This window comes from Micromonospora sp. NPDC004704 (genome assembly GCF_053601675.1).
The window spans coordinates 20,885-43,878 of sequence record NZ_JBSGCD010000040.1; the positions used below are offsets into that span (position 1 = coordinate 20,885).

The 22,994-nt window shown below is 71.0% G+C and carries 20 protein-coding genes and 1 tRNA gene; 9 read left to right on the plus strand and 12 right to left on the minus strand.

Annotated elements, in window-relative coordinates:
• Nucleotides 1-3 precede the first annotated feature (3 nt).
• Nucleotides 4-1,452, minus strand: coding sequence for a GTPase HflX (gene hflX / locus ACWEFB_RS33060; protein WP_452291775.1), 1,449 nt, complete (start codon nucleotides 1,450-1,452; stop codon nucleotides 4-6).
• Nucleotides 1,453-1,710: 258 nt separating this feature from the next.
• On the opposite strand from hflX, the gene ACWEFB_RS33065 reads away from it, so the two are divergent.
• Nucleotides 1,711-3,201, plus strand: a complete 1,491-nt coding sequence (locus tag ACWEFB_RS33065; protein ID WP_452291777.1) for a malic enzyme-like NAD(P)-binding protein — start codon at nucleotides 1,711-1,713, stop codon at nucleotides 3,199-3,201.
• A 186-nt stretch (nucleotides 3,202-3,387) separates the two neighbouring features.
• On the opposite strand, the gene dapF is transcribed toward ACWEFB_RS33065, so the two are convergent.
• Genes dapF through ACWEFB_RS33080 form a run of 3 tightly spaced genes read right to left on the minus strand, consistent with a single transcriptional unit; the run spans nucleotide 3,388 to nucleotide 5,968 of the window.
• The gene (gene dapF, locus ACWEFB_RS33070) at nucleotides 3,388-4,302 is read right to left on the minus strand and encodes a diaminopimelate epimerase (RefSeq protein WP_452291825.1); all 915 of its coding nucleotides are present in this window, start codon (nucleotides 4,300-4,302) and stop codon (nucleotides 3,388-3,390) included.
• Nucleotides 4,303-4,331: 29 nt separating this feature from the next.
• Nucleotides 4,332-5,252 (minus strand): tRNA (adenosine(37)-N6)-dimethylallyltransferase MiaA, encoded by a 921-nt coding sequence (gene miaA / locus ACWEFB_RS33075; protein ID WP_452291779.1) that lies wholly within the window; start codon nucleotides 5,250-5,252, stop codon nucleotides 4,332-4,334.
• A complete protein-coding gene (locus ACWEFB_RS33080) occupies nucleotides 5,249-5,968 on the minus strand; it encodes a hypothetical protein (protein WP_452291827.1) in 720 nt (239 codons plus the stop codon). The genes miaA and ACWEFB_RS33080 overlap by 4 nt, the downstream gene beginning before the upstream one ends.
• 259 nt (nucleotides 5,969-6,227) lie before the next feature.
• On the opposite strand from ACWEFB_RS33080, the gene ACWEFB_RS33085 reads away from it, so the two are divergent.
• Both ACWEFB_RS33085 and ACWEFB_RS33090 read left to right on the plus strand, forming a co-directional pair.
• Nucleotides 6,228-7,436, plus strand: coding sequence for a DUF349 domain-containing protein (locus ACWEFB_RS33085; RefSeq protein ID WP_326560241.1), 1,209 nt, complete (start codon nucleotides 6,228-6,230; stop codon nucleotides 7,434-7,436).
• 316 nt (nucleotides 7,437-7,752) lie between these two features.
• On the plus strand, nucleotides 7,753-9,141 hold the full coding sequence (locus ACWEFB_RS33090) for a pectate lyase family protein (protein ID WP_452291782.1): 1,389 nt from the start codon (nucleotides 7,753-7,755) through the stop codon (nucleotides 9,139-9,141).
• Between the two features lie 78 nt (nucleotides 9,142-9,219).
• Here the strand turns inward: ACWEFB_RS33090 and miaB are convergent, their stop codons facing one another.
• Nucleotides 9,220-10,716, minus strand: coding sequence for a tRNA (N6-isopentenyl adenosine(37)-C2)-methylthiotransferase MiaB (gene miaB / locus ACWEFB_RS33095; RefSeq protein WP_452291784.1), 1,497 nt, complete (start codon nucleotides 10,714-10,716; stop codon nucleotides 9,220-9,222).
• Between the two features lie 151 nt (nucleotides 10,717-10,867).
• Between miaB and ACWEFB_RS33100 the strand changes: the two genes are divergently transcribed.
• Nucleotides 10,868-11,128, plus strand: a complete 261-nt coding sequence (locus ACWEFB_RS33100) for a DUF2277 family protein (RefSeq protein ID WP_326560244.1) — start codon at nucleotides 10,868-10,870, stop codon at nucleotides 11,126-11,128.
• A 192-nt stretch (nucleotides 11,129-11,320) separates the two neighbouring features.
• Here ACWEFB_RS33100 and ACWEFB_RS33105 read toward each other — a convergent pair whose 3' ends face one another.
• Nucleotides 11,321-11,803 carry a hypothetical protein gene (locus tag ACWEFB_RS33105; RefSeq protein ID WP_452291786.1) on the minus strand — a complete coding sequence of 161 codons (483 nt, stop codon included), beginning with the start codon at nucleotides 11,801-11,803 and terminating at the stop codon, nucleotides 11,321-11,323.
• 327 nt (nucleotides 11,804-12,130) lie between these two features.
• On the opposite strand from ACWEFB_RS33105, the gene ACWEFB_RS33110 reads away from it, so the two are divergent.
• The 5 genes from ACWEFB_RS33110 (at nucleotide 12,131) to ACWEFB_RS33130 (ending at nucleotide 15,887) form a co-directional block, all read left to right on the plus strand.
• Nucleotides 12,131-12,223: transfer RNA gene (locus tag ACWEFB_RS33110), tRNA-OTHER, on the plus strand.
• A 200-nt stretch (nucleotides 12,224-12,423) separates the two neighbouring features.
• Nucleotides 12,424-13,176: an amino acid ABC transporter ATP-binding protein gene (locus ACWEFB_RS33115; RefSeq protein ID WP_452291788.1), complete on the plus strand. Its 753-nt coding sequence runs from the start codon at nucleotides 12,424-12,426 to the stop codon at nucleotides 13,174-13,176.
• A 58-nt stretch (nucleotides 13,177-13,234) separates the two neighbouring features.
• The gene (locus ACWEFB_RS33120; RefSeq protein ID WP_452291790.1) at nucleotides 13,235-14,116 is read left to right on the plus strand and encodes a glutamate ABC transporter substrate-binding protein; all 882 of its coding nucleotides are present in this window, start codon (nucleotides 13,235-13,237) and stop codon (nucleotides 14,114-14,116) included.
• Nucleotides 14,117-14,161: 45 nt separating this feature from the next.
• Nucleotides 14,162-14,872 carry an amino acid ABC transporter permease gene (locus tag ACWEFB_RS33125; protein WP_452291792.1) on the plus strand — a complete coding sequence of 237 codons (711 nt, stop codon included), beginning with the start codon at nucleotides 14,162-14,164 and terminating at the stop codon, nucleotides 14,870-14,872.
• A gap of 46 nt (nucleotides 14,873-14,918) precedes the next feature.
• Nucleotides 14,919-15,887, plus strand: a complete 969-nt coding sequence (locus ACWEFB_RS33130; protein WP_452291794.1) for an amino acid ABC transporter permease — start codon at nucleotides 14,919-14,921, stop codon at nucleotides 15,885-15,887.
• A 133-nt stretch (nucleotides 15,888-16,020) separates the two neighbouring features.
• On the opposite strand, the gene rny is transcribed toward ACWEFB_RS33130, so the two are convergent.
• From rny to ACWEFB_RS33160, 6 genes are all read right to left on the minus strand, one after another.
• Nucleotides 16,021-17,796, minus strand: coding sequence for a ribonuclease Y (gene rny / locus ACWEFB_RS33135; RefSeq protein ID WP_326560250.1), 1,776 nt, complete (start codon nucleotides 17,794-17,796; stop codon nucleotides 16,021-16,023).
• A 505-nt stretch (nucleotides 17,797-18,301) separates the two neighbouring features.
• Entirely contained in the window at nucleotides 18,302-19,153 is an 852-nt protein-coding gene (locus tag ACWEFB_RS33140) for a regulatory protein RecX (protein WP_452291796.1), read from the minus strand.
• 26 nt (nucleotides 19,154-19,179) lie between these two features.
• The gene (gene recA / locus ACWEFB_RS33145) at nucleotides 19,180-20,226 is read right to left on the minus strand and encodes a recombinase RecA (protein WP_363598572.1); all 1,047 of its coding nucleotides are present in this window, start codon (nucleotides 20,224-20,226) and stop codon (nucleotides 19,180-19,182) included.
• Nucleotides 20,227-20,409: 183 nt separating this feature from the next.
• Entirely contained in the window at nucleotides 20,410-20,610 is a 201-nt protein-coding gene (locus ACWEFB_RS33150; protein ID WP_363598574.1) for a DUF3046 domain-containing protein, read from the minus strand.
• A gap of 212 nt (nucleotides 20,611-20,822) precedes the next feature.
• Complete coding sequence (locus ACWEFB_RS33155; protein ID WP_452291799.1) at nucleotides 20,823-21,512, minus strand: UdgX family uracil-DNA binding protein; 690 nt, start codon at nucleotides 21,510-21,512, stop codon at nucleotides 20,823-20,825.
• A gap of 126 nt (nucleotides 21,513-21,638) precedes the next feature.
• Entirely contained in the window at nucleotides 21,639-22,982 is a 1,344-nt protein-coding gene (locus tag ACWEFB_RS33160) for an aminotransferase class I/II-fold pyridoxal phosphate-dependent enzyme (RefSeq protein ID WP_452291801.1), read from the minus strand.
• Nucleotides 22,983-22,994 lie beyond the last annotated feature (12 nt).

The following is a 22,994-nucleotide window of genomic DNA, read 5'->3' on the forward strand; positions in this document are numbered from 1 at the left end:
AAACTACTCCCCGGAGGTCCGATATGGGGTCAATTCGGCCGCTAATGCCTCGTCGACCCGGACGTGCAGCAGGGTCCCCTCGGCGAGGTGTGTGGTCCCGAGTACCTCGCCACGCCGATGGATCCGGGCGACCAGGTCTCCCCGGGCGTACGGCAGCACCGCCCGCAGCTCCACCGCCGGCCTCGGCAGCCGGGCCTCGATCGTCGCCCGAAGCTCGTCGATGCCCCGCCCGGCCCGCGCGGAGACGAAAACGGCGTCCGGCCACTCACGCTTGAGCCGGAGCAGCATCTCCTCGTCGGCGGCGTCGGTCTTGTTCACCACCAGCAGCTCGGGCAGCTTGTCGGCGCCCACCTCGGCGAGCACCTCACGGACCGCCCGTACCTGCTCCTCGGGATCGGGGTGCGCCCCGTCCACCACGTGTACGACCAGGTCGGCGTCGGCCACCTCCTCGAGCGTCGAACGGAACGCCTCGACGATCTGGTGCGGCAGGTGCCGGACGAAACCGACCGTGTCGGAGAGGGTGTAGACCCGCCCGTCGGCGGCTTCCGTACGGCGGGTGGTCGGGTCCAGGGTGGCGAAGAGGGCGTCCTCGACCAGGACTCCCGCCCCGGTCAGCCGGTTCAGGATGCTGGACTTGCCGGCGTTGGTGTAGCCCGCGATGGCGATCGCCGGGACGGCGTTGCGACTACGGCGGGCGCGCTTGGTCTGCCGTACGGTGCGCATGTTCTTGATTTCCCGCCGCAGGCGGGAGATGCGGTGGCGGATCCGGCGCCGATCGGTCTCCAGCTTGGTCTCACCCGGACCACGGGTGCCGACACCACCGCCCGCGCCACCGCCGCGACCGCTGCCGCCGGCCTGCCGGGACAGGCTCTCACCCCAACCGCGCAGCCGGGGCAGCAGGTATTCGAGCTGGGCCAGTTCGACCTGCGCCTTGCCCTCCTTGCTCTTGGCGTGCTGGGCGAAGATGTCCAGGATCAGCGCGGTCCGGTCGACGACCTTGACCTTGGTGCGCTGCTCCAGGTTGCGCAACTGGGACGGGGAGAGCTCCCCGTCGCAGATCACCGTGTCCGCACCGGAGGCGAGCACCTCGGCGGCGAGATCCTCGACCTTGCCCCGACCGATGTACGTCGCCGGGTCGGGCCGGGTACGCCGCTGGATCAGCCCCTCGAGCACCTCGGAACCGGCGGTCTCGGCGAGCGCGGCCAACTCGGTGAGCGAGTTCTCCGCGTCGGTCATGGTGCCCTCGGTCCAGACCCCGACCAGGACCACCCGCTCCAACCGGAGTTGCCGGTACTCGACCTCGGTGACGTCGGTGAGCTCGGTGGAGAGTCCGGCGACCCGGCGCAGCGCCTGGCGGTCCTCCCGCTCCATCTCACCGGTGGTGACCTCCTCGCCGAGCAGGGCGTCGAGGTCCTGGTCGGTCAGCGGAGCGAAGCTTTCCTGATTTCGCAAGCGGGTCTCCTGTCCGTTTGATCCCTGGCGTCAATCGTGACACGCTCCGCCACCGATCGCACCGCCATAATCCGTCACCCCGACTGATCGGCCCGTCAGGTACAACCAGCGGGTAACCCGCTGAAAAGGGGCGTTTGCGGGCTGATGAGGGTCGTTTACGGCACTCATGGGGGATGCGCCGGAAGCGGCCCGTACGACGCGGGTAAGAATGCGAAGCGACGGCCGGCCGGCCGTGCCCACCAACGACGGAGGGACCCCGTGACCACCACCCGCCTGCCGAGCGCCGGATTCTCGATCACGATCCGGATCGGCGTCACCGCTGACGCCTCGGCCATCGGCCGGCTCACCACCTGCGTCGGCGAAGCCGGCGCGATCGTCACCGCCCTGGACGTGGTCGATTCCGACCCGACCACGGTGATCGTCGACCTCACCTGCGACACCGCCGACTCCAACCACGCCGACCAGGTGGTGAAGTCGCTGACCGCCCTCGACGGCGTGGACGTCCGCAAGGTGTCCGACCGTACGTTCCTGCTGCACCTCGGGGGCAAGATCGAGGTCACCCCGAAGGTCGCGCTGCGCAACCGCGACGAGCTTTCCCGGGCGTACACCCCGGGGGTGGCCCGGGTCTGCCTCGCGATCGCGGAGAACCCGGCCGACGCCCGTCGGCTCACCATCAAGCGCAACACCGTCGCCGTGGTCACCGACGGGTCGGCCGTACTCGGGCTGGGCAACCTCGGACCGGCCGCGTCGCTGCCGGTGATGGAGGGCAAGGCGGCGCTGTTCAAGCGCTTCGGCGGGGTGGACGCCTGGCCGGTGGTGCTGGACACCCAGGACGTGGACGAGATCGTATCGATCGTGCGGGCGATCGCCCCCGCGTACGGCGGGATCAACCTGGAGGACATCGCCGCCCCGCGTTGCTTCGAGGTCGAGGCCAAGCTGCGCGACCTGCTCGACATCCCGGTCTTCCACGACGACCAGCACGGGACCGCGATCGTCGTGCTCGCCGCGCTGACCAACGCCCTGCGGGTGGTGGGCAAGCGCCTCGCCGACGTCAAGGTGGTCGTCTCCGGAGCCGGCGCCGCCGGTACGGCGATCATGAAGCTGCTGCTGCGCCAGGGCGTCGGCGACATCATCGCGTACGACCGGGCCGGTGCCCTGCACCGTGGGCTGGCCGACGGCAACCCGGCCTGGCAGTGGCTGGCCGAGAACACCAACAAGGAGAACTACAGCGGCGACCTGCCCGGAGCGATCCGGGGCGCCGACGTGTTCATCGGGGTGAGCGCGCCGAACCTACTCACCGGCGACGACATCGCCGGCATGGCGAAGGACTCGATCGTGTTCGCGCTGGCCAACCCGGACCCCGAGGTCGACCCGCGAGAGGCCCGCAAGTACGCGGCCGTGGTCGCCACCGGCCGGTCCGACCAGCCGAACCAGATCAACAACGTGCTCGCCTTCCCCGGTGTTTTCCGGGGCATGCTCGACGCGCACGCCGAGGAGTTCACCGAGGAGATGGCGCTCGCGGCGGCTCAGGCGATCGCCGATGTGGTCGGCGAGGACAAGATCAACCCGACGGTGATCGTGCCCAGCGTCTTCGACTCCCGGGTGGCCACCGCCGTCGCCGCCGCCGTACGCGCCGCCGCCCAGAACCCCGCTCCCGCCCCGGCCGCCGACCCCGGCCCCGCCGACCTCCCCGAGATCGCCGCCACCGCCGCCGCCCCCACCGCCCCCCTAGCCAACAACACCAACTAACCCGCCCACCCCTTCCGCCCGCCCCCCGCCCCCACCCCCCCCGCCCCCACCCCTCCCGCCCGCGTCGATCTTGCACTTGTGGTGGTTCACAAATCCGAACGAAAGACCTCATTCGGGCGCCACAACTGCAAGATCGACGGGCGGAGGGACGGGGACGGACGGGGAGTGAGTGTGGGGCGGGAGGGGTCAGGAGAGGGTGGAGGGGTTCAGGGTGCCTTCGGCTATCAGGAGGGCGGGGCCGGAGAGCCAGGCGCTTTCGGGGTCGACGGTGATGGTGAGGCGGCCGCCGGGTACGTCCACCGCGACCACACCCTCACTCAGGCCGGCGTCGCGCAGGGCCACCGCCGCCACCGCCACCGCACCGGAGCCGCAGGACAGGGTCTCCGCCGAACCCCGCTCGTAGACCCGCATGAGTACGTGCAGGTCGGTGCCGGCCACCGGCTCGGCCGGGGTGACGTACTCGACGTTGACCCCGGTCGGGAAGAACTCCGCATCGAATCCGGGTGCCCGGGTCAGGTCCAACGCGGACAGCTCCAGCCCGGCCGGCAGTACGCAGACCAGGTGCGGGTTGCCGCAGTCCACCGCCGCACCGGACAAGGTCACCCGCTCGGGTCCGTCCAGCCCGTCGGAGTCGGGCCGGGGGGCGAGGGCGGTGGTCGCCGTGCTGTCGCCGTACAGCCGGGGGGCGCCGAGGTCGACGGAGATCTCCCGGTCCGCGACCACACCGCGCCCGACGGTGGCCGGTCCGACCACGGCCCGGACCACTCCGGAGCGGGTGGCGATCGGCAGCCCGCCGTCGGCCGGCTCGGCGAGGCCGTTGTCGAGCAGGTAGCGGGTGAAGACCCGAACCCCGTTGCCGCACATCTCGGCCAGCGACCCGTCGCTGTTCCAGTAGTCCATGAACCATTCGGCGTCACCCGCGTACGCGGCGCCGGCCGGATGCTTGGCCGCCCGGATCACCCGCAGTACGCCGTCCGCGCCGATCCCGCGCCGACGGTCGCAGAGCGCGGCGACCAGCGTCGGGGTGAGCGGAAGTTCGCCGTCCGGGTCGGCGAGGATGACGAAGTCGTTGCCGGTGCCATGTCCCTTGGTGAAGTGCACCAGCCCATCATTCCCGATCATCCGCGGGTTCATCCCCGAGCCTGCTCCCGAGCCGCCCCGACGGCCTTCACCCCGGCCTCGACCAGGTCCGACCGGCCCGCGTCGAGCCAGCCGATCCGCGGGTCCCGACGGAACCACTTGCGCTGTCGACGGACGAACCGCCGGGTCGCGTGGATCGTCTCGGCGCGTGCCTGTTCCTCGGTCAGCTCCCCGTCGAGCTGGCGCAGCACCTGCTGGTAGCCGAGCGCCCGGCCGGCGGTCCGGCCCTCGCGCAGGCCCCGGCCGGCGAGTTCGCGTACCTCGTCGACCAGTCCGGCCGCCCACATCAGGTCGACCCGGAGGGCGATCCGCTCGTCCAGGACCGCGGTGTCCCGGTCGACGCCGACCTGCACTGACGGGTACCAGGGCTTCGGGTCCGGTAGGGCGGCGGTGAACGGGCCGCCGGTCAGTTCGATGACCTCCAGGGCACGGACGATCCGCCGCCCGTTGCCGGGCAGGATGCTCTCCGCCGCTTCGGGGTCGACCGCCCGGAGCCGGGCGTACAGCGGCGCCGGCCCGATCTCGGCCAGCTCCGCCTCCAGCCTGGCCCGCAGGGCGGGGTCGGTGCCGGGAAACTCGAACTCCTCCAGCACCGCCCGGACGTAGAGACCGGAGCCGCCGACCAGCAGCGGCACCCGGCCCCGGGCCAGGATGTCGTCGATCGCCGCACGGGCCAGCCGCTGGTACTCGGCGACGCTCGCGGGCTCGGTGACGTCCCAGACGTCCAGGAGGTGGTGTGGGACGCCGGCCCGCTCGGCCGGGGTGAGCTTGGCGGTGCCGATGTCCATGCCTCGGTAGAGCTGCATCGAGTCGGCGTTGACCACCTCGCCGCCGAGTGCCCCGGCCAGACCGATGCTCAGCGCCGACTTGCCGGCCGCGGTCGGCCCGACGATCGCGACCACGAGGCTCATCGCCGCCCCTCCCGCTCCCCGTCGACCTGCTCGCCGTCGGCCTGCTCGCTGGCGGGCCGGGTCCAGGTGGCGACGAGGTAGCCGACGCCGTACGGGGCCGCGTGGTAGGTCAGCTCACCGTCCCAGCCGCCACCGGCGGCACCGGCGAGCACCTGCCAGGGTGCCCGTCCGGCCACCCGCAACTCGGTCGACAGCACCGGGTCCAGGCCGAGCAGGGCGTCGGCGTCCGCGCGGGCCAGGGCCTCGGCAACCCGATCGTCGTACGCGACCGCGCGCGGGTCGTCGTAGCCGGGTGACTTCTCCCCCCGGCAGGCCGACCCGTCCCCGAGGACGAGCAGCGCGACCCGGGGCCGGTGGTCGGCCAGTTCCGTACCGAGCTTGACGCAGTCCCCGGCGGTGGCCGTGGCGTCGACGGTGTCCAGCCGGAGGTCCGTGCCGGTGACGTCGTGCCGGCTGAGCAGCCAGCCGCCGACCAGCAGGCTCAGCGGCCCGAGCGGTCGATGGGCGCCGTCACCGATGGCGAATCCGGTGTCCACTCCCCAGGGCGCGAAGCTGCCGGCGTACGGGGCGGGGAAGGTCTCCGTCCGGTCGCCGGCGCCGAGGACCACCAGCACGTCGGGAGCGACGGAAAGTAGTCGTGTGATCGCGGCGTCTGCGGCGTACCGTAGGTCATCGAGTTCGGCCGCGGCCGAGCCGGCGATCTCGGGCACGATCATCGGCGGGTGCGGGCAGACTGCGGCGGCGATCAGAGACACGCCACCACCGTAGCCGGGTTCGGACCTTACACCCGCTTGCACACCGATCGGCCATGGTCAAGGACACCGTATGGTCACGGTCGACCACAGGCGCTCGACGCGGACCCGGTTGGACCTGTGACAATGCCGGGGAGAAACTTCGCTGCAATATGACTGCGCCGTGGCGGCGACCCCGGGGGACCCCTCTCTTCGGTGGCGCCGGGAGAACGAGGATGGGCACATGAGCGACTGGACGGCCTTCGGACGGGTGGACGCGGACGGCACGGTCTACGTCAAGACGGCCGAGGGCGAGCGGGTGGTCGGTTCCTGGCAGGCCGGGGCACCGGAGGAGGGGCTGGCGCACTTCGCCCGCCGCTTCGCCGACCTGGTGACCGAGGTGGACCTGATCGAGGCGCGGCTCAACTCCGGCGCCGCCGACGCGGCGCACTCACTGGCGAGCGTACGGCGACTGCGTGGCTCGCTGGCCGAGGCGCACGTGGTGGGCGACATCGACGCCCTCGGCGCCCGGCTGGACAAGTTGGCGGGTGTTGCCGACGAGAAGGCGGGCGAGGCCCGAGCGGCCCGCGAGACGGCCCGGACCGAGGCGCTGGCGCGCAAGACGGCCCTGGTCGAGGAGGCGGAGAAGCTGGCCGCCGAGTCGACCGGCTGGAAGACCGCCGGTGACCGGCTCAAGGAGATCCTGGACGAGTGGAAGACCATTCGTGGGGTCGACAAGAAGACCGACGGTGAGCTGTGGAAGCGGTTCGCCGCCGCGCGCGACGGGTTCACCCGCCGCCGGGGCGCCCACTTCGCCACCCTGGACGCCCAGCGCAAGCAGGCCCAGGGCGCGAAGGAGGAGCTGGTCACCGAGGCCGAGTCGCTGGCCGAGTCGACCGACTGGGCGGCGACCGCGAACCGGCTCAAGGACCTGATGACGGAGTGGAAGGCGGCTCCGCGCGCCTCGAAGGAGGCCGAGCAGAAGCTCTGGGACCGGTTCCGGGCCGCTCAGGACGCGTTCTTCTCCCGGCGGAGCGAGGTCTTCTCCGCGCGGGACAACGAGCAGCGCGGAAACCTGGAGCGCAAGCAGGCCCTGCTGGCCGAGGCCGAGGCGCTGGACGTGGACACCGACCCGAGGGCCGCGCAGGCCAAGCTGCGGGAGATCCAGGGGGCGTGGCACGACGCCGGCCGGGTGCCGCGCGAGGCGGCCGCCGGGCTGGACCGCCGGCTGCGGGTCGTGGACGAGAAGGTACGGCAGGCGATGGACTCGGCGTGGCGGCGTACCGAGCCGTCGGCCAACCCGTTGCTGGTGCAGATGCGCGACCAGGTGGCCGAGGCCGAGCAGCGGCTGGCCCGGGCCCAGGCGGCCGGGGACGCCAAGCGGATCCGGGAGGCCGAGTCGGCGCTCGCCGCCAAGCGTCAGTTCCTCCAGCTCGCGGAGCAGGCGAGCTGACCAGATCTAACACCGCCCGGTGATGCCGGGCAGCCCAGGGGCCTCCTCCCACCGTCGATCGGTGGCGAGGGGGCCCTTTCGTCTGTCTGGTCCGAGGTGAGGCTTTACATCGATTCAAATCCATGGTTGCATCAGGAAAGCGCTTGCCTCGGGCATGCGAGCGCGGGAGCCAATGCTTCGACCCCGGTTCGATCCGTACGGCGGGTAAGCCGGACGACGTCGATCCGGCGGATCACCGGCACTGCCTTGGGCACGGCCACCGGAGCTGATCCGCCGCCCGGCGCCGCTTTCCCGCCAGTCACCAAGGAGAGCCACCATGCTCGCACGACGGCGCCGGATGGCGCTGTTCAGCACTGCCGCCGCGGCCACCCTGACCCTCGCCGCGACCGGAATCGTCACCGCCGTCAACGCCCACGCCGCCGCCGGCTGCCAGGTCAGCTACTCGGTCGGTGGCCAGTGGCCCGGCGGCTTCAGCGGCAACGTCACCGTCACCAACCTCGGTGACCCGCTCGCCGGTTGGACCCTGCGCTGGTCGTACACGGCCGGGCAGCAGGTGACACAGGCCTGGAACGCCACCGTCACCCAGAGCGGCGCCCAGGTCAGCGCGGCCAACGTCGGTTACAACGCCAACCTCGCCACCAACGCCAGCGCGTCGTTCGGCCTCAACGGCACCTGGAACAACTCCAGCAACCCGGCGCCGACCGGCTTCACCCTCAACAACGTGGCCTGCACCGGCAGCGTCGGGCCGACCACCCCCGGCACGAATCCGACCACTCCGGGGCCGAACCCGACCACGCCCCGGCCGACCACGCCGCCGCCGACGACCGGCCCGACCCTGCCGCCGCAGACCGGGCTGGTCGGTTGGGCCACCCAGAACGGTGGCACCTCCGGCGGTGGCAGCGCCTCGCCGGTCACCGTCTCCGACTCGGGTGCTCTGACCAGCGCTCTCGGCTCCACCAGCGCCTCGGTCATCCGGGTCTCCGGCACCATCTCCTGCTCCGGGATGCTCCGGGTCCGGTCGAACAAGACCATCCTCGGCATCGGCTCCGGCGCCACCATCTCCGGCTGCGGCTTCAACATCAACGGCGACCGCAACGTCATCATCCGCAACCTCAACTTCCGCGGCTGGGACGACGACGCCATCAACGTCCAGGAGTCGGCCACCAACATCTGGATCGACCACAACAGCTTCACCGACGGCTACGACGGCGCCGTCGACGTCAAACGCGGCTCCGACTTCGTCACCGTCTCCTGGAACCGCGTCTACGGCCACGACAAGTCGATGCTGCTCGGCCACAGCGACGACAACGCCAGCCAGGACGTCGGCCACCTGCGGGTCAGCTACCACCACAACTGGTTCGACGGCTCGAACCAGCGACACCCCCGCGTCCGGTTCGGCAACCCGGTGCACGTCTACAACAACTACTACAACAACATCGGCGGCTACGGTGTCGCCTCCACCGAGGGTGCCGGCGTACTCGTCGAGGGCAACTACTTCGAGAACACCGACGATCCGTACCACCTCGGTGAGGGCGACTCCGGTCCCGGCACCCTGGTCGCCCGGAACAACCACTTCGTGAACTCCGGCTCCGGCCAGACCGGCGGCAGTGTCGCCAGCATCCCGTACTCCTACCAGCTCGACACCGCCAGCAGCGTCAAGTCCATCGTCACCTCGGGCGCCGGCACCGGCCGGATCGGCCTCTGACCGCGTGACGAAGGGCCCCTCGTACATCGAAATCCGACGTGCGAGGGGCCCTTCCTGACGCTTCGAAGACCCGGGGGGTCAGCGCTCGCAGGCGCTCACGGCCGGGGTGGCGGCGAGCGGCGGTACGCCGATGGTGGGCAGGCCGAGCGACACCGCCGACGTACGCGGAACCCGACCCGCCTCGTACGCGTCACCGGCCCGCGTCCGACGGTGGTGAAGCGGCGCCCCGTCGGCGTTGAGGTGGTGCGGCGCCGCGTAGGTCACCACGGTGTGCACGACGTCGCCGGGTCGGATCGATCCGGCGTCGGGACCACCGTCGAAGTGCACCAGCCGGCCGTCGCGGGCCCGGCCGGACATCCGCCCGGTCCGCTCGTCCTTGCGCCCCTCGCCGACCGCGACCAGCAGTTCGACCGGTTCGCCGACCAGCTTCTTGTTCTCCGCCCAGGTGATCTCCTCGACCGCGGCGATCAACCGCTCGTACCGCTCCTGCACGACCTGCTTCGGCAACTGGCCGTCCATGGTCGCGGCCGGGGTACCGGGACGCTTCGAGTACTGGAACGTGAAGGCGGAGGAGAACCGGGCCTCGCGGACCACGTCGAGGGTCCGTTCGAAGTCGGCCTCGGTCTCGCCGGGGAAACCCACGATGATGTCGGTGGTGATCGCCGCGTCCGGCATGGCCGCCCGGACCTTCTCGATGATCCCCAGGTAGCGGTCCGACCGGTACGAGCGCCGCATCGCCTTGAGTACGTCGTCGGAGCCGGACTGCAACGGCATGTGCAGGGAGTGGCAGACGTTCGGTGTCTCCGCCATCGCCGCGATCACGTCGTCGGTGAAGTCCTTCGGGTGCGGGCTGGTGAACCGGACCCGCTCCAGCCCGTCGATCTCACCGGTGGCGCGCAGCAGCTTGCCGAAGGCGAGCCGGTCACCGAACTCCACCCCGTACGAGTTGACGTTCTGCCCGAGTAGCGTCACCTCCAGTACGCCCTCGGCGACCAGGGCGCGTACCTCGGCGAGTACGTCGCCGGGGCGCCGGTCCTTCTCCTTGCCGCGCAGCGAGGGCACGATGCAGAAGGTGCAGGTGTTGTTGCAGCCGACCGAGATCGACACCCAGCCGGCGTAGGTCGACTCGCGCCGGGTGGGCAGGGTCGACGGGAAGACGTCGAGGGATTCGAGGATCTCCACCTCGGCGCTGGAGTTGTGCCGGGCCCGTTCGAGCAGCACCGGCAGCGAGCCGATGTTGTGGGTGCCGAACACGACGTCGACCCAGGGCGCCTTCCGGACGATCTCGCTGCGGTCCTTCTGCGCCAGGCAGCCGCCGACCGCGATCTGCATGCCGGGGTGTTTGTCCTTGACCGGGCGGAGGTGACCGAGGTTGCCGTAGAGCCGGTTGTCGGCGTTCTCGCGTACGGCACAGGTGTTGAAGACCACCACGTCCGGGTCGTCGACCTCGGCGGCACGTACGTAACCGGCCTGCTCCAGCAGGCCGGAGATCCGCTCCGAGTCGTGCACGTTCATCTGGCAGCCGTAGGTCACGACCTTGTAGCTCTTCGACACTGTCGCGCGCCCCTCTCCCACGGCCACCAAGCGTAGCCGTCTGCCTCGTCCCGCCCAGGTCGGGTGGGTGCGCCGGCGCCGCCCGGCGGGAACGGCCGGCACCGCCGTACGCCCCTTCGGTGGCAGAGTATGCGCAGGGAGCCCCGACCGGCGGGCCGGACCAGGAGGAACCATGTGCCGCAGCATCAAGACCCTGCGTGAGCCGTACGCCGAGGAGGTCACGGTGGCCGACATCGAGGCGGCGGCGTTGCAGTACGTACGGAAAATCTCCGGCTTCCGTGCACCGGCGGCCCACAACGCGGCGGCGTTCCAGGCCGCAGTCGACGCGGTGGCGGACGCCACCCGGACCCTGCTCGACCAGCTCGTGGTCCGGGGCAGCAGCCCGGCCCAGGCCGGCGCGGCGGACACCCGGACCGCCACGAACGCCGGCTGACGGCGGCCCGTCCCGACCAGCCGGGCCCGGTCCGCCTCGTGGACCGCCACCGGCCCGTCGGGCGACCGGTACGCGGCGGGCCTGGCCAAGCGGCCCACGCCACGGTCAGGCTTTGGCCCGGCCCGGCGTCAGGCTCGCTTCCCGCCCGGTCGGGCTCGCCGTGATCCCGCAGGCCCGCGCCCGCCGTGCGGGTCAGGCGGCGGCGAGGGCCGGGACAACCGAGTCCGGCCCCCACTGCGACTGGTGGCACTGCGACCAGGCCCGGCACCGTGGACTGTGCGCGCTGCACAGGCGAAGGTTGCTCAGGATGTCGCCGTCGTCGTCCTCGCGGACGTCGAGGTGCACCGGCCGGATCGTGCCGTCCGAGCCGACCAGCAGGTGCCGGCCGGGGTCGAGGGTGTCGTCCGCGAGCAGGCACGGCCGGCCGAGTCGTCGGGCGAAGGCCGCGATCACGGCCACCTCCGGCAGCCCGTCCGGGATGCCGTAGCAGTCCACGGAGGTGGGAAACTCCCCCGGCCTGGGCCACACGTCGCACACCACCGCGTCGTGCGGCAGCCGCGCCGGGTCGGCCGTGCTCAACGGCACCACCGCCAGGCCGAGTACGTCGGTGAGCGCGGAGCAGACCTCCGCGACGGTCATGCGGTCGTCGATCTTCCAGTTCCACAGCTCGGTCACGCCGCCTCCTCGCTGTGCGCAGCCACGGCCGCAGCAACGGCCCCTACTGACGATGGTGACCGGCAGCCGACGCCGAGCGGGGCTAAGTTACCGGTCTGTGACCATTTCTGCCGAAATCCGCCTATCCCATCACCTTGTGTAATCGAGTGGTGACACTCTACCGCTCCCGATTTCCGGCCGCACTCACTTAGCGTATTCCAGCCGCAGCAGTAGGTTTACCGACACTCGGCGTCCCCGTACCGGCCGCGATCGGGGGCGTGGGAGGGACCGTACGGGACGGTGCCAGGTCGCCGATCCGACCTCCCGGCGGCCGTCATGGTCCGACCCGGAGCCGGGCGGGTGCCCGGTGGTCCTCTCGGTCCGCAAAACCGACGCGGTCGAGCATCTCGGCCGGACAGGCTCGGTTCCTGCCCGCCTCCGACAGGGTTTGCGCAGGCCAAGCCCTGTACGTCGGTCGTCCGAAGCGGACCGTACGGGTCGACCCGGCCACCTCATGGTCCGGATCGCGTTACCGCCCCGTGACCAGATCGTTTGCGTCGCCGCACGTCAGGTCCCCTACAGTTGCCTAACCAAAGCAGACTGGGGTCCACGACAGGACCACAGACCAGACAGGTGGGGGCATGACCGCGGCGACCGACCAACCGCTCATCAAGCTTGACGGGGTCAACAAATGGTTCGGCCCGCTCCATGTGCTGCACGACGTGAACCTCTCCGTCAACCGCGGTGAGGTGGTCGTCGTGATCGGGCCGTCCGGCTCCGGCAAGTCGACGCTCTGCCGGGCGATCAACCGCCTGGAGCCGATCAACTCGGGCACCATCGTCTTCGACGGGCAGCCGTTGCCGGCCGAGGGCAAGTCCCTGGCCCGCCTGCGCAGCGAGGTCGGCATGGTGTTCCAGTCGTTCAACCTCTTCGCGCACAAGACGATCCTGCAGAACGTCACGCTCGGGCCGGTCAAGGTACGCAAGGAGAAGCCGGCCGCCGCGCGGGAACGCGCCCTGGCACTGCTGGACCGGGTGGGCATCGCCAACCAGGCCGACAAGTACCCGGCCCAGCTCTCCGGCGGACAGCAGCAGCGGGTGGCGATCGCCCGCGCCCTGGCGATGCAGCCGAAGGCGATGCTCTTCGACGAGCCGACCAGCGCGCTGGACCCGGAGATGGTCGGCGAGGTGCTGGACGTGATGACCTCGCTGGCCCGCGACGGCATGACGATGGTGGTGGTGACGCACGAGATGGGCTTCGCCCGGCACGCCGCGAACCGCGTCATCTTCATGGCCGACGGCCAGCTCGTCGAGGACGCTCCGCCGGAGGAGTTCTTCGCGAACCCCCGCAGCGAGCGGGCCAAGGACTTCCTGTCCAAGATCTTGACGCACTAGGCGTCCAGTGTGGAGCGCCCCGGGTGGGGGCGACCGTTCGTCGAAGAAGGAGATGTACATGCGTATCTCGCGAGTGGCCACGCTGGCCGCGGTCGCGGCCCTGACCCTGGGTGTTGCCGCGTGCGGCGGTGACGCCAGTGACGACGCCGGCACGGCGCCCGAGAGCAAGAGCTTTGCCGCCGGCAGCACGATGGAGAAGCTGAACAAGGCTCAGAAGATCATCATCGGCACCAAGTTCGACCAGCCCGGCTTCGGGCTCAAGGGCCTGGACAACAAGCCGGCCGGCTTCGACGTCGAGATCGGCAAGATCATCGCGACCGAGCTCGGCATCCCGGAGAGCAAGATCGAGTACATCGAGACCCCGTCGGCCGTCCGCGAGGAGGTCCTCGAGCAGAGCAAGGCCGACATCGTGGTGGCGACGTACACCATCAACGACAAGCGCAAGGAGCGGATCGACTTCGCCGGTCCGTACTACGTTGCCGGGCAGCACATCATGGTCAAGGCCGGCGACTCCAGCATCACCGGCCCGGACTCGTTCAAGGCCGGCGGCAAGAAGGTCTGCTCGGTCGCGGGTTCGACGCCGGCCGCGAACATCGAGAAGTACCTGGCCGACAAGGTCGCCCAGCTGGTGGTCTTCGACGTCTACCAGAAGTGCGTCGACGCGCTGACCGGCGGTCAGGTCGACGCCGTCACCACCGACAACGTGATCCTCACCGGCTTCATCGCCAAGAACGAGGGCAAGTTCAAGCTCGCCGGTCAGAAGTTCACCGACGAGCCGTACGGCATCGGGGTCAAGAAGGGCGACACCGCCTTCCGTGACTTCATCAACGACACCCTCGAGAAGATCTACGCCGACGGCCGCTACGCCAAGGCGTGGACCGAGACCGCGGGCAAGTTCGACTCGGCCGTACCGACCGGCCCGAGCATCAACCGGTACTGAGTTTCACCGCTGGAGCTGGAGGGTGACCATGAAAGAGGCGTGTCCGTGAGTGTGCTCGTCGACAACTTCGACGTCTTCGCCGGAGGACTCTGGGTCACCTTCCAGCTCTGTGTGTTCGCCGCGATCGGTGCCCTGCTCATCGGCACCCTCGTGGCGGTCATGCGGATCGCGCCGGTGCCACCGCTGCGGTGGATCGGCACGGCGTACGTGACGGTGTTCCGCAACTGTCCGCTGACCATCGTCCTGTTCTTCGCCGCCTTCGCGCTGCCGGCGCTCGGGTCGAACGCGGACTTCCTGCGGATACCGGGGCTGACCTCGATCTCCAGCCGGCTCGGCAACGACCTGCCGTACTTCCGGTTCGCGATCATCGCGCTGAGCCTCTACACCGGCGCGTTCGTCTGCGAGGCCATCCGCAGCGGCATCAACGCGGTCTCCCCCGGTCAGGCCGAGGCCGCCCGGGCGATCGGCCTGACCTTCACCCAGAACCTGCGGCTGGTGGTCCTGCCGCAGGCATGGAAGTCGGCGATCGTGCCGCTGGGCAGCGTCATCATCGCAATGATCAAGAATTCCGCGCTGGCCGGCTTCTTCGGCGTGGTCGGCGACCTTTCCAGCTCCGGCACGAACCTGACCAGTCAGGGCGGCGAACCGATCATCCCGGTCTTCGTCGGCATCTGCATCGGCTTCCTGCTGCTGACCGTGCCACTCGGCCTCCTGCTGGACCGGGTCGAGCGACGCCGGGCGGTCGGAGCCCGATGAACGAGCGAAACATCGAGCGGTACGCGGCGCACGGCGAGGACTCGGCATGAACCAGCAGCAATCGGTGCTCTACGACAACCCCGGCCCGCGCGCCCGGCGGATCACCCTGATCGGCAGCGTGATCGCCGTCATCGGCATCGCCGCCGCCGTCTACTTCCTCGTCTACCGGCCGCTGGAGGAAAACGGCCAGTTCGAGATGGAGAAGTGGGGACCGCTGGTCGACCCGAACAACGAGGTCTTCCCGCTGGTCTGGGCCCGCCTGCGGGACGGCTTCATCGCCACCCTCACCGCCGCCGGCCTGGCGGTCGTCGGCTCACTGGTCGTCGGCATCGCGCTGGCCGTACTGCGGGTCCAGCTCAAGGCGCTGCGGGAACGCCGCTTCGTCGGTCTGCCCGTCCCGGCCGCGCTGGCCCTGCGCGTGCTGAGCTGGCTGCTCAACGCGATCACCCGGTTCTGCGTCGAGGTCTTCCGGGGCCTCCCGGTCGTGATCACCATCTTCTTCGTGGCGACCGCCCTGCCCGACCTCGGTATCGACTTCGGCGACCGGCTCTGGTACCTGGTGCTCGGCCTGACCATCTACAACAGCGTGGTGATCGGCGAGATCCTGCGCTCCGGGATGGAGGGGCTGCCCGGCGGCCAACGCGAGGCGGCGCTGGCCTGCGGCCTCAGCTCGTTCCAGATCACCCGCATGATCCTGCTGCCGCAGGCGCTGCGCATCATGCTCCCGGCGCTGATCAGCCAACTGGTGGTGGTCCTCAAGGACACCTCGCTCGGCTTCATCATCGGCTACGAGGAGGTGCTCCGGGTCAGCGCGTTCCTGATCGGGAACCTGGAGAACCCGATCCAGGTGTACGCCGTGGTCGGTGCCATCTACATCGTGCTCAACTACCTGCTCTCCAAGCTCGCCGAGTACGTCCAGCGCCGGCTCGCCAGGGGACGCAAGACGAAGGGTCTGCCCCCGATCGACGTCATGACGCCGGCCCGCGCCGGCGCCGACGGGAGCGGCGCCGCCTGAACCGAACGATCCGTACGACCGAACCCGGGTCCAGCCCCACGGCTGGCCCGGGTTTCGTTCTGTCCGGGACGGCTACCTCTGCCCGTTCAGGGGCGCTGCCGGCACCGGGCCCCGCCGGTCGGCGGGCGGTCCCTCAGCGGGCGATCTCGGTGACCCGGGACTCGCGTACGACGGTGACCCGGATCTGACCCGGATAGGTCAGCTCCTCCTCGATCTGCTTGGCCACGTCACGGGCCAGCACGGCGGCACCGATGTCGTCGACGTCGTCCGGCTTCACCATCACCCGGATCTCCCGGCCTGCCTGCATGGCGAAGACCTTCTCCACCCCGGACTTGCCGCCGGCGATCTCCTCGATCCGCTCCAGCCGCTTGACGTACGCCTCCAGGCTCTCCCGACGCGCGCCCGGCCGACCACCGGAACAGGCGTCCGACGCCTGGGTCAACACCGCCTCGATGGTCTGCGGCTGCACCTCGTTGTGGTGCGCCTCGATCGCGTGCACGACGTCGTCGGACTCACCGTACTTGCGGGCCAGGTCGGCGCCGATCAGCGCGTGGCTGCCCTCCACCTCGTGGGTGAGCGCCTTGCCGATGTCGTGCAGGAAGGCACACCGCTTGATCGTCGGCGCGTCCAACCGCAGTTCCGACGCCATGATGCCGGCGATGTGGGCGGTCTCGACCAGGTGCTTGAGCACGTTCTGCCCGTACGACGTCCGGTAGCGCAGCCGGCCGAGCAGGGTGACCAGTTCGGGGTGGATCTCGGTGATGCCGACCTCGACCAGGGCGTCCTCGGCGGCCCGCTGGCAGAGCCGCTCCACCTCGTGCCGGGCGGTCTCGAAGACCTCCTCGATCCGGTGCGGGTGGATCCGGCCGTCGAGGACCAGCTTCTCCAGGGTGAGCCGGCCGATCTCCCGGCGTACCGGGTCGAAGCAGGAGAGCAGCACCGCCTCGGGGGTGTCGTCGATGATCAGGTTGACGCCGGTGACCGATTCGAAGGCGCGGATGTTGCGCCCCTCCCGGCCGATGATCCGGCCCTTCATCTCGTCACCGGGCAGGTGCAGCACGCTGACCACACTCTCGGCGGTCTGCTCGCTGGCGACCCGCTGGATGGCGTCCACCACGATGTGCCGGGCCCGCTGGTCGGCCGTGTTGCGCGCGTCGGCCTCGATGTCCCGGACCAGGATCGCCGCCTCGCGCTTGGCCTGCCCCTCGATCGCCTCGACCAGCTCGCCACGGGCGGCGTCGGCGGTCAGGCCGGCGACCCGTTCCAGCTCCCGCTTGCGCTGCTCCTCGGCCTCGACCAGGGCCGCCTCCCGGAGGCCCAGGGCGCCCTCCCGCTCGGCCAGTTCGGTAGTGGCGGTGGCCAGCCGGCGTTCCCGCTCGGTGAGCCGCTCGACCTCCTCGGTGTGCAGCCGCTCCCGCTCGTCCATCCTGGCGGCCCGCCGCTCGACCTCGACGGCCTGTTCCCTGGTGGTGGCCGCGAGGGAGGCAATTTCCCGCTCACCGCTGCGCCGGGCCGCGGTTCGTACCTGCTCGGCGTCGACCTCGGCCTGCCGGTGCGCCCGGTCGAGCACGGTGTCCGCCTCGACCCGGGCCGCGTCCAGCACCCGCCGGGCCTCGGCCCGTGCCGCGCTCGCCTCGGCCTTCGCGGCGGCTGCCTCGGCCCGAGCGGCAGCGGCCGCCGATTTCGCCGTGTCCACCGTCGTGTACGCCTCGTCGGCAGCGGACCGCAGGGCCGCGAGCGACTGCTCCTGGCGGTCCTTCTCTGCGACGAAGGCGGAGTCGTCCGCCGCCGGTCCGGCCCCGGTGAGGCCGATCCGGCGCAGCGCCCGCGCACCCAGGACCAACGCGGTGAGTACGAGGGCGGTCAGCACCGCGATCGCGGCGAGCAGCCCCCACTCGAGCGCGGTCATGCCGACGCCTCACAGCGACTTGTACCGATGTCCCTGCGCCGCCCGGTCATGGCCGCCTCCCCTCACCGTCCCGGCGCCGGAGGGTCGCCCTCCTGGTGACGCGCCCTACGGCTGTCGAGACGCCCGACCGAGGCGGCTGGCCGAGGATAGGTTCCATCGGCGGTGTGTTGGTACACCGCCGAAGGCCGGGAACCGTGTCATCCCGTTACCGGATCGGCCTGTCCGGTAACGGGCTATCTGGCCCCTGAACTGGCCAAAGTGATGCCGTACTGTTACGCGATCTATGTTGTGCGTTTAGCCTGCGATGGTCGGGCAGTCTCACCTGTAACGCGAGGCTAGGTCGCGAGGTGCCCTTCGGTCAAGGACTCATGATCCAGCATGAGTCGGACGTACGGCACACGGATGCCTACCCGCAGCTCATGACGGGTGGGGCATACCCGGACGAGCCCGGCCGGTCGGAAGCCCTCACAGACCCCGTCACGTCGGTTGCCGGCGTCCGGCGGCGCTACTCCCCCGCCCGGGCGTCCCGGTCGACCTCGGACTCGGCGTCGGCGAGCGCGTCCGGGTCGATGTATTCGGCGAACTCGGCCGCCTCGGCGCTCTGTGCCGCCAACGCGTCCTTCACCGCCCGGATCGCCACGCCGGGGGGATAGCCCTTGCGGGCGAGCATGCCCACCAGCCGGCGGAACACCGCGTCCGGGGCCCCCCGCGCGGTCCGCAGCTTGCGGTCCACCAGGGTCCGGGCGGTCTCGCTCTCGGTCGTCTCGTCCAGCTCGTCAAGCGCCTCGGCGGCGATGTCGCGGTCCACCCCGTGCTGGCGCAGCTCGTTGGCGAGCGCCCGGCGAGCCAGGCCCCGGCCCTGGTGGCGACTGGTCACCCAGGCTCGGGCGAAGGCGGCGTCGTCGATGATGCCGACCTCGTCGTACCGGTCGAGCACCTGGTGGGCGACCTCTTCGCTGATGCCCCGTCGGGCGAGTGCGGTCGCCAGCTCGGCTCGGGTACGCGGACGCACGGCGAGCTGTCGCAGGCAGATCTCCCGAGCCAGTTCGCCCTCGTCACGGGGTGGCCCGGCCTCGGCGGCGTCCCCGCTCCGGCCACGCCGTCGACCGCCGAAGCCGCCCGACTGCTCCGCCCCGGCCCCGTCGGTACGCCCCGACGACGTCGACGCGCCCTCCGGCCAGCCCTGATCGTCCTCGGACCAGCCGGTTGTACCGGTGTCACCGGTCGCGGCGAGGTCGCCGCCCGGATCGGCGCCCGCGGACCGTCCCCGCCGCGAGCGCCCCACTGTCCCGCCGCCCGATCGGGGCGGTGCGGCATCCCAGCCACGCCCCGACCTGGCCCCACGTCGTCCAGCCATGATGGAGAGGAAGACTCAGCGACCGGTCAGAAGTCCACCGGCGGCAGCTCCGGGCCGCCCGCGGCGTCACTCGGGCTGACCCCGACGCCGAGCTTCTCCAGGATCTTCTTCTCGATCTCGGCCGCCACGTCCGGGTTGTCCTTGAGGAACTCCCGGGCCTTCTCCTTGCCCTGGCCGAGCTGGTCACCGTCGTAGGTGTACCAGGCGCCGGACTTACGGATGATCGACTGCTCCACACCGACGTCGATCAGGGATCCCTCGCGGGAGATGCCCTTGCCGTACATGATGTCGAACTCGGCCTGCTTGAACGGGGCGGCGACCTTGTTCTTCACCACCTTGACCCTGGTCCGGTTACCGACCACGTCGGTGCCGTCCTTGAGGCTCTCGATCCGGCGTACGTCGAGCCGGACCGACGCGTAGAACTTCAGCGCCCGACCACCGGTGGTGGTCTCCGGGCTGCCGAACATGACACCGATCTTCTCGCGGAGCTGGTTGATGAAGATCGCGGTGGTGTTGGTGTTGCTGAGCACACCGGTGATCTTCCGGAGCGCCTGGCTCATCAGCCGGGCCTGGAGGCCCACGTGGCTGTCGCCCATCTCGCCCTCGATCTCGGCCCGGGGCACCAGTGCGGCCACCGAGTCGATCACGATGATGTCCAGCGCGCCGGAGCGGATCAGCATGTCCGCGATCTCCAGCGCCTGCTCACCGGTGTCCGGCTGGGAGACCAGCATCGCGTCGGTGTCGACCCCGAGCGCCTTGGCGTATTCCGGGTCGAGCGCGTGCTCGGCGTCGATGAAGGCGGCGATGCCACCGGCCCGCTGCGCGCTCGCCACCGCGTGCAGCGCCACGGTGGTCTTACCGCTGCTCTCCGGGCCGTAGATCTCGACCACCCGGCCACGGGGCAGACCGCCCACACCAAGTGCCACGTCGAGTGCGATCGAACCAGTCGGGATAACGGCCATCTGGATCTGCGGCCGTTCGCCCAGCCGCATCACCGAGCCCTTACCGAACTGCTTGTCGATCTGAGCGAGAGCAAGGTCTAGTGCCTTCTCCCGGTCAGGTCCTGGCGCCATGGTTGCCACCCCTGCCTTCGCCGGCGTCTTTGCTGAACTTTTCGTCACGCGCACACGCTAGGCGCTAGGTCCGACAGAAAACAGCCGACCGGCCGTGAGCTGTGGACGAGCACCCCGCTGTGGACAATAGCCGAACAGGTGTACGACAGCATGCACGACACGCCACAAGGCAATAACGGCAGCTCAGCGTAGTCGGGCCGGTACTCGATCGGGGTACGCGGCGACCACCGCACGCCAGACGACGACGGTCGCCTCACCCTCGGCGAGCGCCTGCTTGACCGTCCGGCCACCCAACTGGGACAGCACCTGATCGGCGGCGATGCTGGTCGCGTACGCCGGGCCGAACACCTGCTCCAGCCGCGTCCAGAAATCCGTCAGCCGCACCGGTCCAACCCCCTCGCGTCCACCCGCCCCCGACCCGCCGCCGGATCGGCCGCGCCACCACCCGCCGACGCCGACCGCCAACGCTAGCGCCACCGGCACCGTCACCGCGAACGGGCGCGACACCGACGGCCCCGGAACCCGCTTCCGTCCGACACCCGGCCACCAACACCCGGCCACCACACCCGGCCACCATGGTCGGGCCGGCGCCACGGTCAGGCCAGTGCCCCGGCTGCCACGGTCAGGTCGGCGACCAGGCCGGCGTACGCGTCCTCCCGGTTGTCGGAGCGCAGCACCGCCGAGGGGTGGATGGTGGCCAGCAGCCGGGTCGGCTCGACCTGCCCGTTCGCGGTGGTCGACGGCCGGGTGAAGTCCTCCGGGTGCTGGGCGGACTCCGGCCAGGGCAGCAGCACCCCCCGATCGCGGGTGACCCGGAACGCCGGACCGAGCAGCGACTTCGCCGCGATCGCGCCGAGCACCACGACAACCTCCGGGTGCAGCACGGCGAACTCGGCGACCAGCCAGGGCCGGCAGGCGACGATGTGCACCTGGTCCGGAGTCTGGTGCAGCCGCCGCTTGCCGCGCATGGTGTGGCGGAAGTGCTTCACCGCGTTGGTCAGGTAGAGCTGTCCCGGGTCCAGGCCGGCGTCGTCCACCGCCCGGCGCAGCACCCGACCGGCCGGGCCGACGAACGGGAGGCCTTCCCGGTCCTCCACGTCGCCGGGCTGTTCACCGACCATCACCATCCGGGCGGATGCGGCACCCCGGCCGAAGACCGTCTGGTTCGCGTCGGCGTACAGGTCGCAGCCCTCACAGGAGGCCGCAGCCGTACGCAGCGCGGTCAGGCTCTTCGCGCGGGGCGGGATGAACTCCTGTGCGCCGGGGGCGGTCCGGGTCTGCGCCATGGACCTGTCCTACCCCGGCCCACCGCGCTCACACACCACGCCCCTGACGGCACCCGGCCGGGGCGATCGCGGGGTGAGGATCTGCCCGGCGACGGTGGTCGGCCCGAGCACGGCTGGATCGCCTGCTCAGGCGCCGAACGGGGTCGGCGGGCCGGTGCCGGTGGCGCGGAGCAGTGCGTCGGCCAGGGGTTCGATGTCGGCGTCGGCGAGCGGGCTGATCGTGATCCGGATGGCCGGTCCGGTGGCGAGCCGGTAGAGCGAGCCGGGCGCGACCGCGTAACCGGCGTCGCGCAGCCCGGTCACCGCACGGATCTCGTCCGGGACCGGCAGCCAGACGTTGATCCCGCTGCGGCCGTGTGCGGTCAGCCCCCGCCGGGCCAGCGCCGCCCGCAGGGCCTCCCGCCGCCGCTGGTAGCTCTCGCCGGCCGAGGCCACCTGGGCGGCCACCTCCGGGTCCCGCCAGAGCCCGATGGCGAGCCGTTGCAGCAGGGTGGAGACCCAACCCGCGCCGACCCGCATCCGGCCGGCGACCCGGGCCACGGTCGCCTCGTCCCCGGCGAGGACCGCCAGGCGCAGGTCCGGTCCGTAGGGCTTGCTCGCCGACCGGACGAAAGCCCAGCTCCGGGTCGCCCCGGCGAGGCTGTGCAGCGGCATCGGGGCGAGTTCGGCGGCGTGGTCGTCCTCGATCAGCAGCAGGTCGGGACGGGCTCCGAGCAGTTCGCGCAGCTCCGCCGCCCGGTCGGCGGTGACTGCGGCCCCGGTCGGGTTCTGCGCCCGGCTGGTGACCACCAGCGCCCGTACGCCGGACGCCAGCGCGGCCCGTACGCCGGCCGGGGTGGGGCCGTTGTCGTCGACCGGTACGCCGACCGGCTGGAAGCCCAGCGCGGCGACCAGGTCGAGCAGGTTGGCCCAGCCGGGGTCCTCGACCCCGACCGGGTCGCCGGGGCGCAGGTGGGCGGTGAGGAGTCGTTCGATGCCGTCGAGCGCGCCACTGGTCACGGTGATCGAGTCGGTCGGCACCCCGTCGGCGGCCAGTCGCCGCCCGGCGAGGTCGACCAGTTCGGGCAGCACACCGGCATCCCCGTAACCGATGGGGGCGCCTCCGGCGTGGGCGAGGGCGGCCAGGTGCGGCCCGAACGCGGGCAGCAGCCGGTGGTCGGGCTCGCCGCTGGCCAGGTCGATCGTCCCGGAGGCCACCGGGGGCAGCCGCAGCGCCGACCGGGACGCGGCGACCGGCGGTCGGGGGCGGATCCGGGTGCCGTTGCGTCCGGCGGTCTCCACCAGCCCGCGCTGGCGCAACGCCTGGTACGCCTTGGCCACCGTGGCCGGGCTGACCGCGAGCTGCCCGGCGAGGTTCCGGACCGGCGGCAGGGCCGCACCGGCGGGCAGGGCACCGATGCGTACGCCGGTTTCCACGCTGGCCGAAATCTCGGCTGCCGTACCACCCTCGATCTGATAATGTGCTGCCACAGTTTCCAGACT

Coding starts and splice junctions, on each gene's coding strand:
- miaA (WP_452291779.1), bottom strand. CDS start 5,252: ATGAGCCTCGTGGTCGCGATCGTCGGGCCGACCGCGGCCGGCAAGTCG.
- ACWEFB_RS33080 (WP_452291827.1), bottom strand. CDS start 5,968: ATGATCGTGCCCGAGATCGCCGGCTCGGCCGCGGCCGAACTCGATGAC.
- ACWEFB_RS33085 (WP_326560241.1), top strand. CDS start 6,228: ATGAGCGACTGGACGGCCTTCGGACGGGTGGACGCGGACGGCACGGTC.
- ACWEFB_RS33090 (WP_452291782.1), top strand. CDS start 7,753: ATGCTCGCACGACGGCGCCGGATGGCGCTGTTCAGCACTGCCGCCGCG.
- ACWEFB_RS33100 (WP_326560244.1), top strand. CDS start 10,868: ATGTGCCGCAGCATCAAGACCCTGCGTGAGCCGTACGCCGAGGAGGTC.
- ACWEFB_RS33115 (WP_452291788.1), top strand. CDS start 12,424: ATGACCGCGGCGACCGACCAACCGCTCATCAAGCTTGACGGGGTCAAC.
- ACWEFB_RS33120 (WP_452291790.1), top strand. CDS start 13,235: ATGCGTATCTCGCGAGTGGCCACGCTGGCCGCGGTCGCGGCCCTGACC.
- ACWEFB_RS33130 (WP_452291794.1), top strand. CDS start 14,919: ATGAACCAGCAGCAATCGGTGCTCTACGACAACCCCGGCCCGCGCGCC.
- rny (WP_326560250.1), bottom strand. CDS start 17,796: ATGACCGCGCTCGAGTGGGGGCTGCTCGCCGCGATCGCGGTGCTGACC.
- ACWEFB_RS33140 (WP_452291796.1), bottom strand. CDS start 19,153: ATGGCTGGACGACGTGGGGCCAGGTCGGGGCGTGGCTGGGATGCCGCA.
- recA (WP_363598572.1), bottom strand. CDS start 20,226: ATGGCGCCAGGACCTGACCGGGAGAAGGCACTAGACCTTGCTCTCGCT.
- ACWEFB_RS33155 (WP_452291799.1), bottom strand. CDS start 21,512: ATGGCGCAGACCCGGACCGCCCCCGGCGCACAGGAGTTCATCCCGCCC.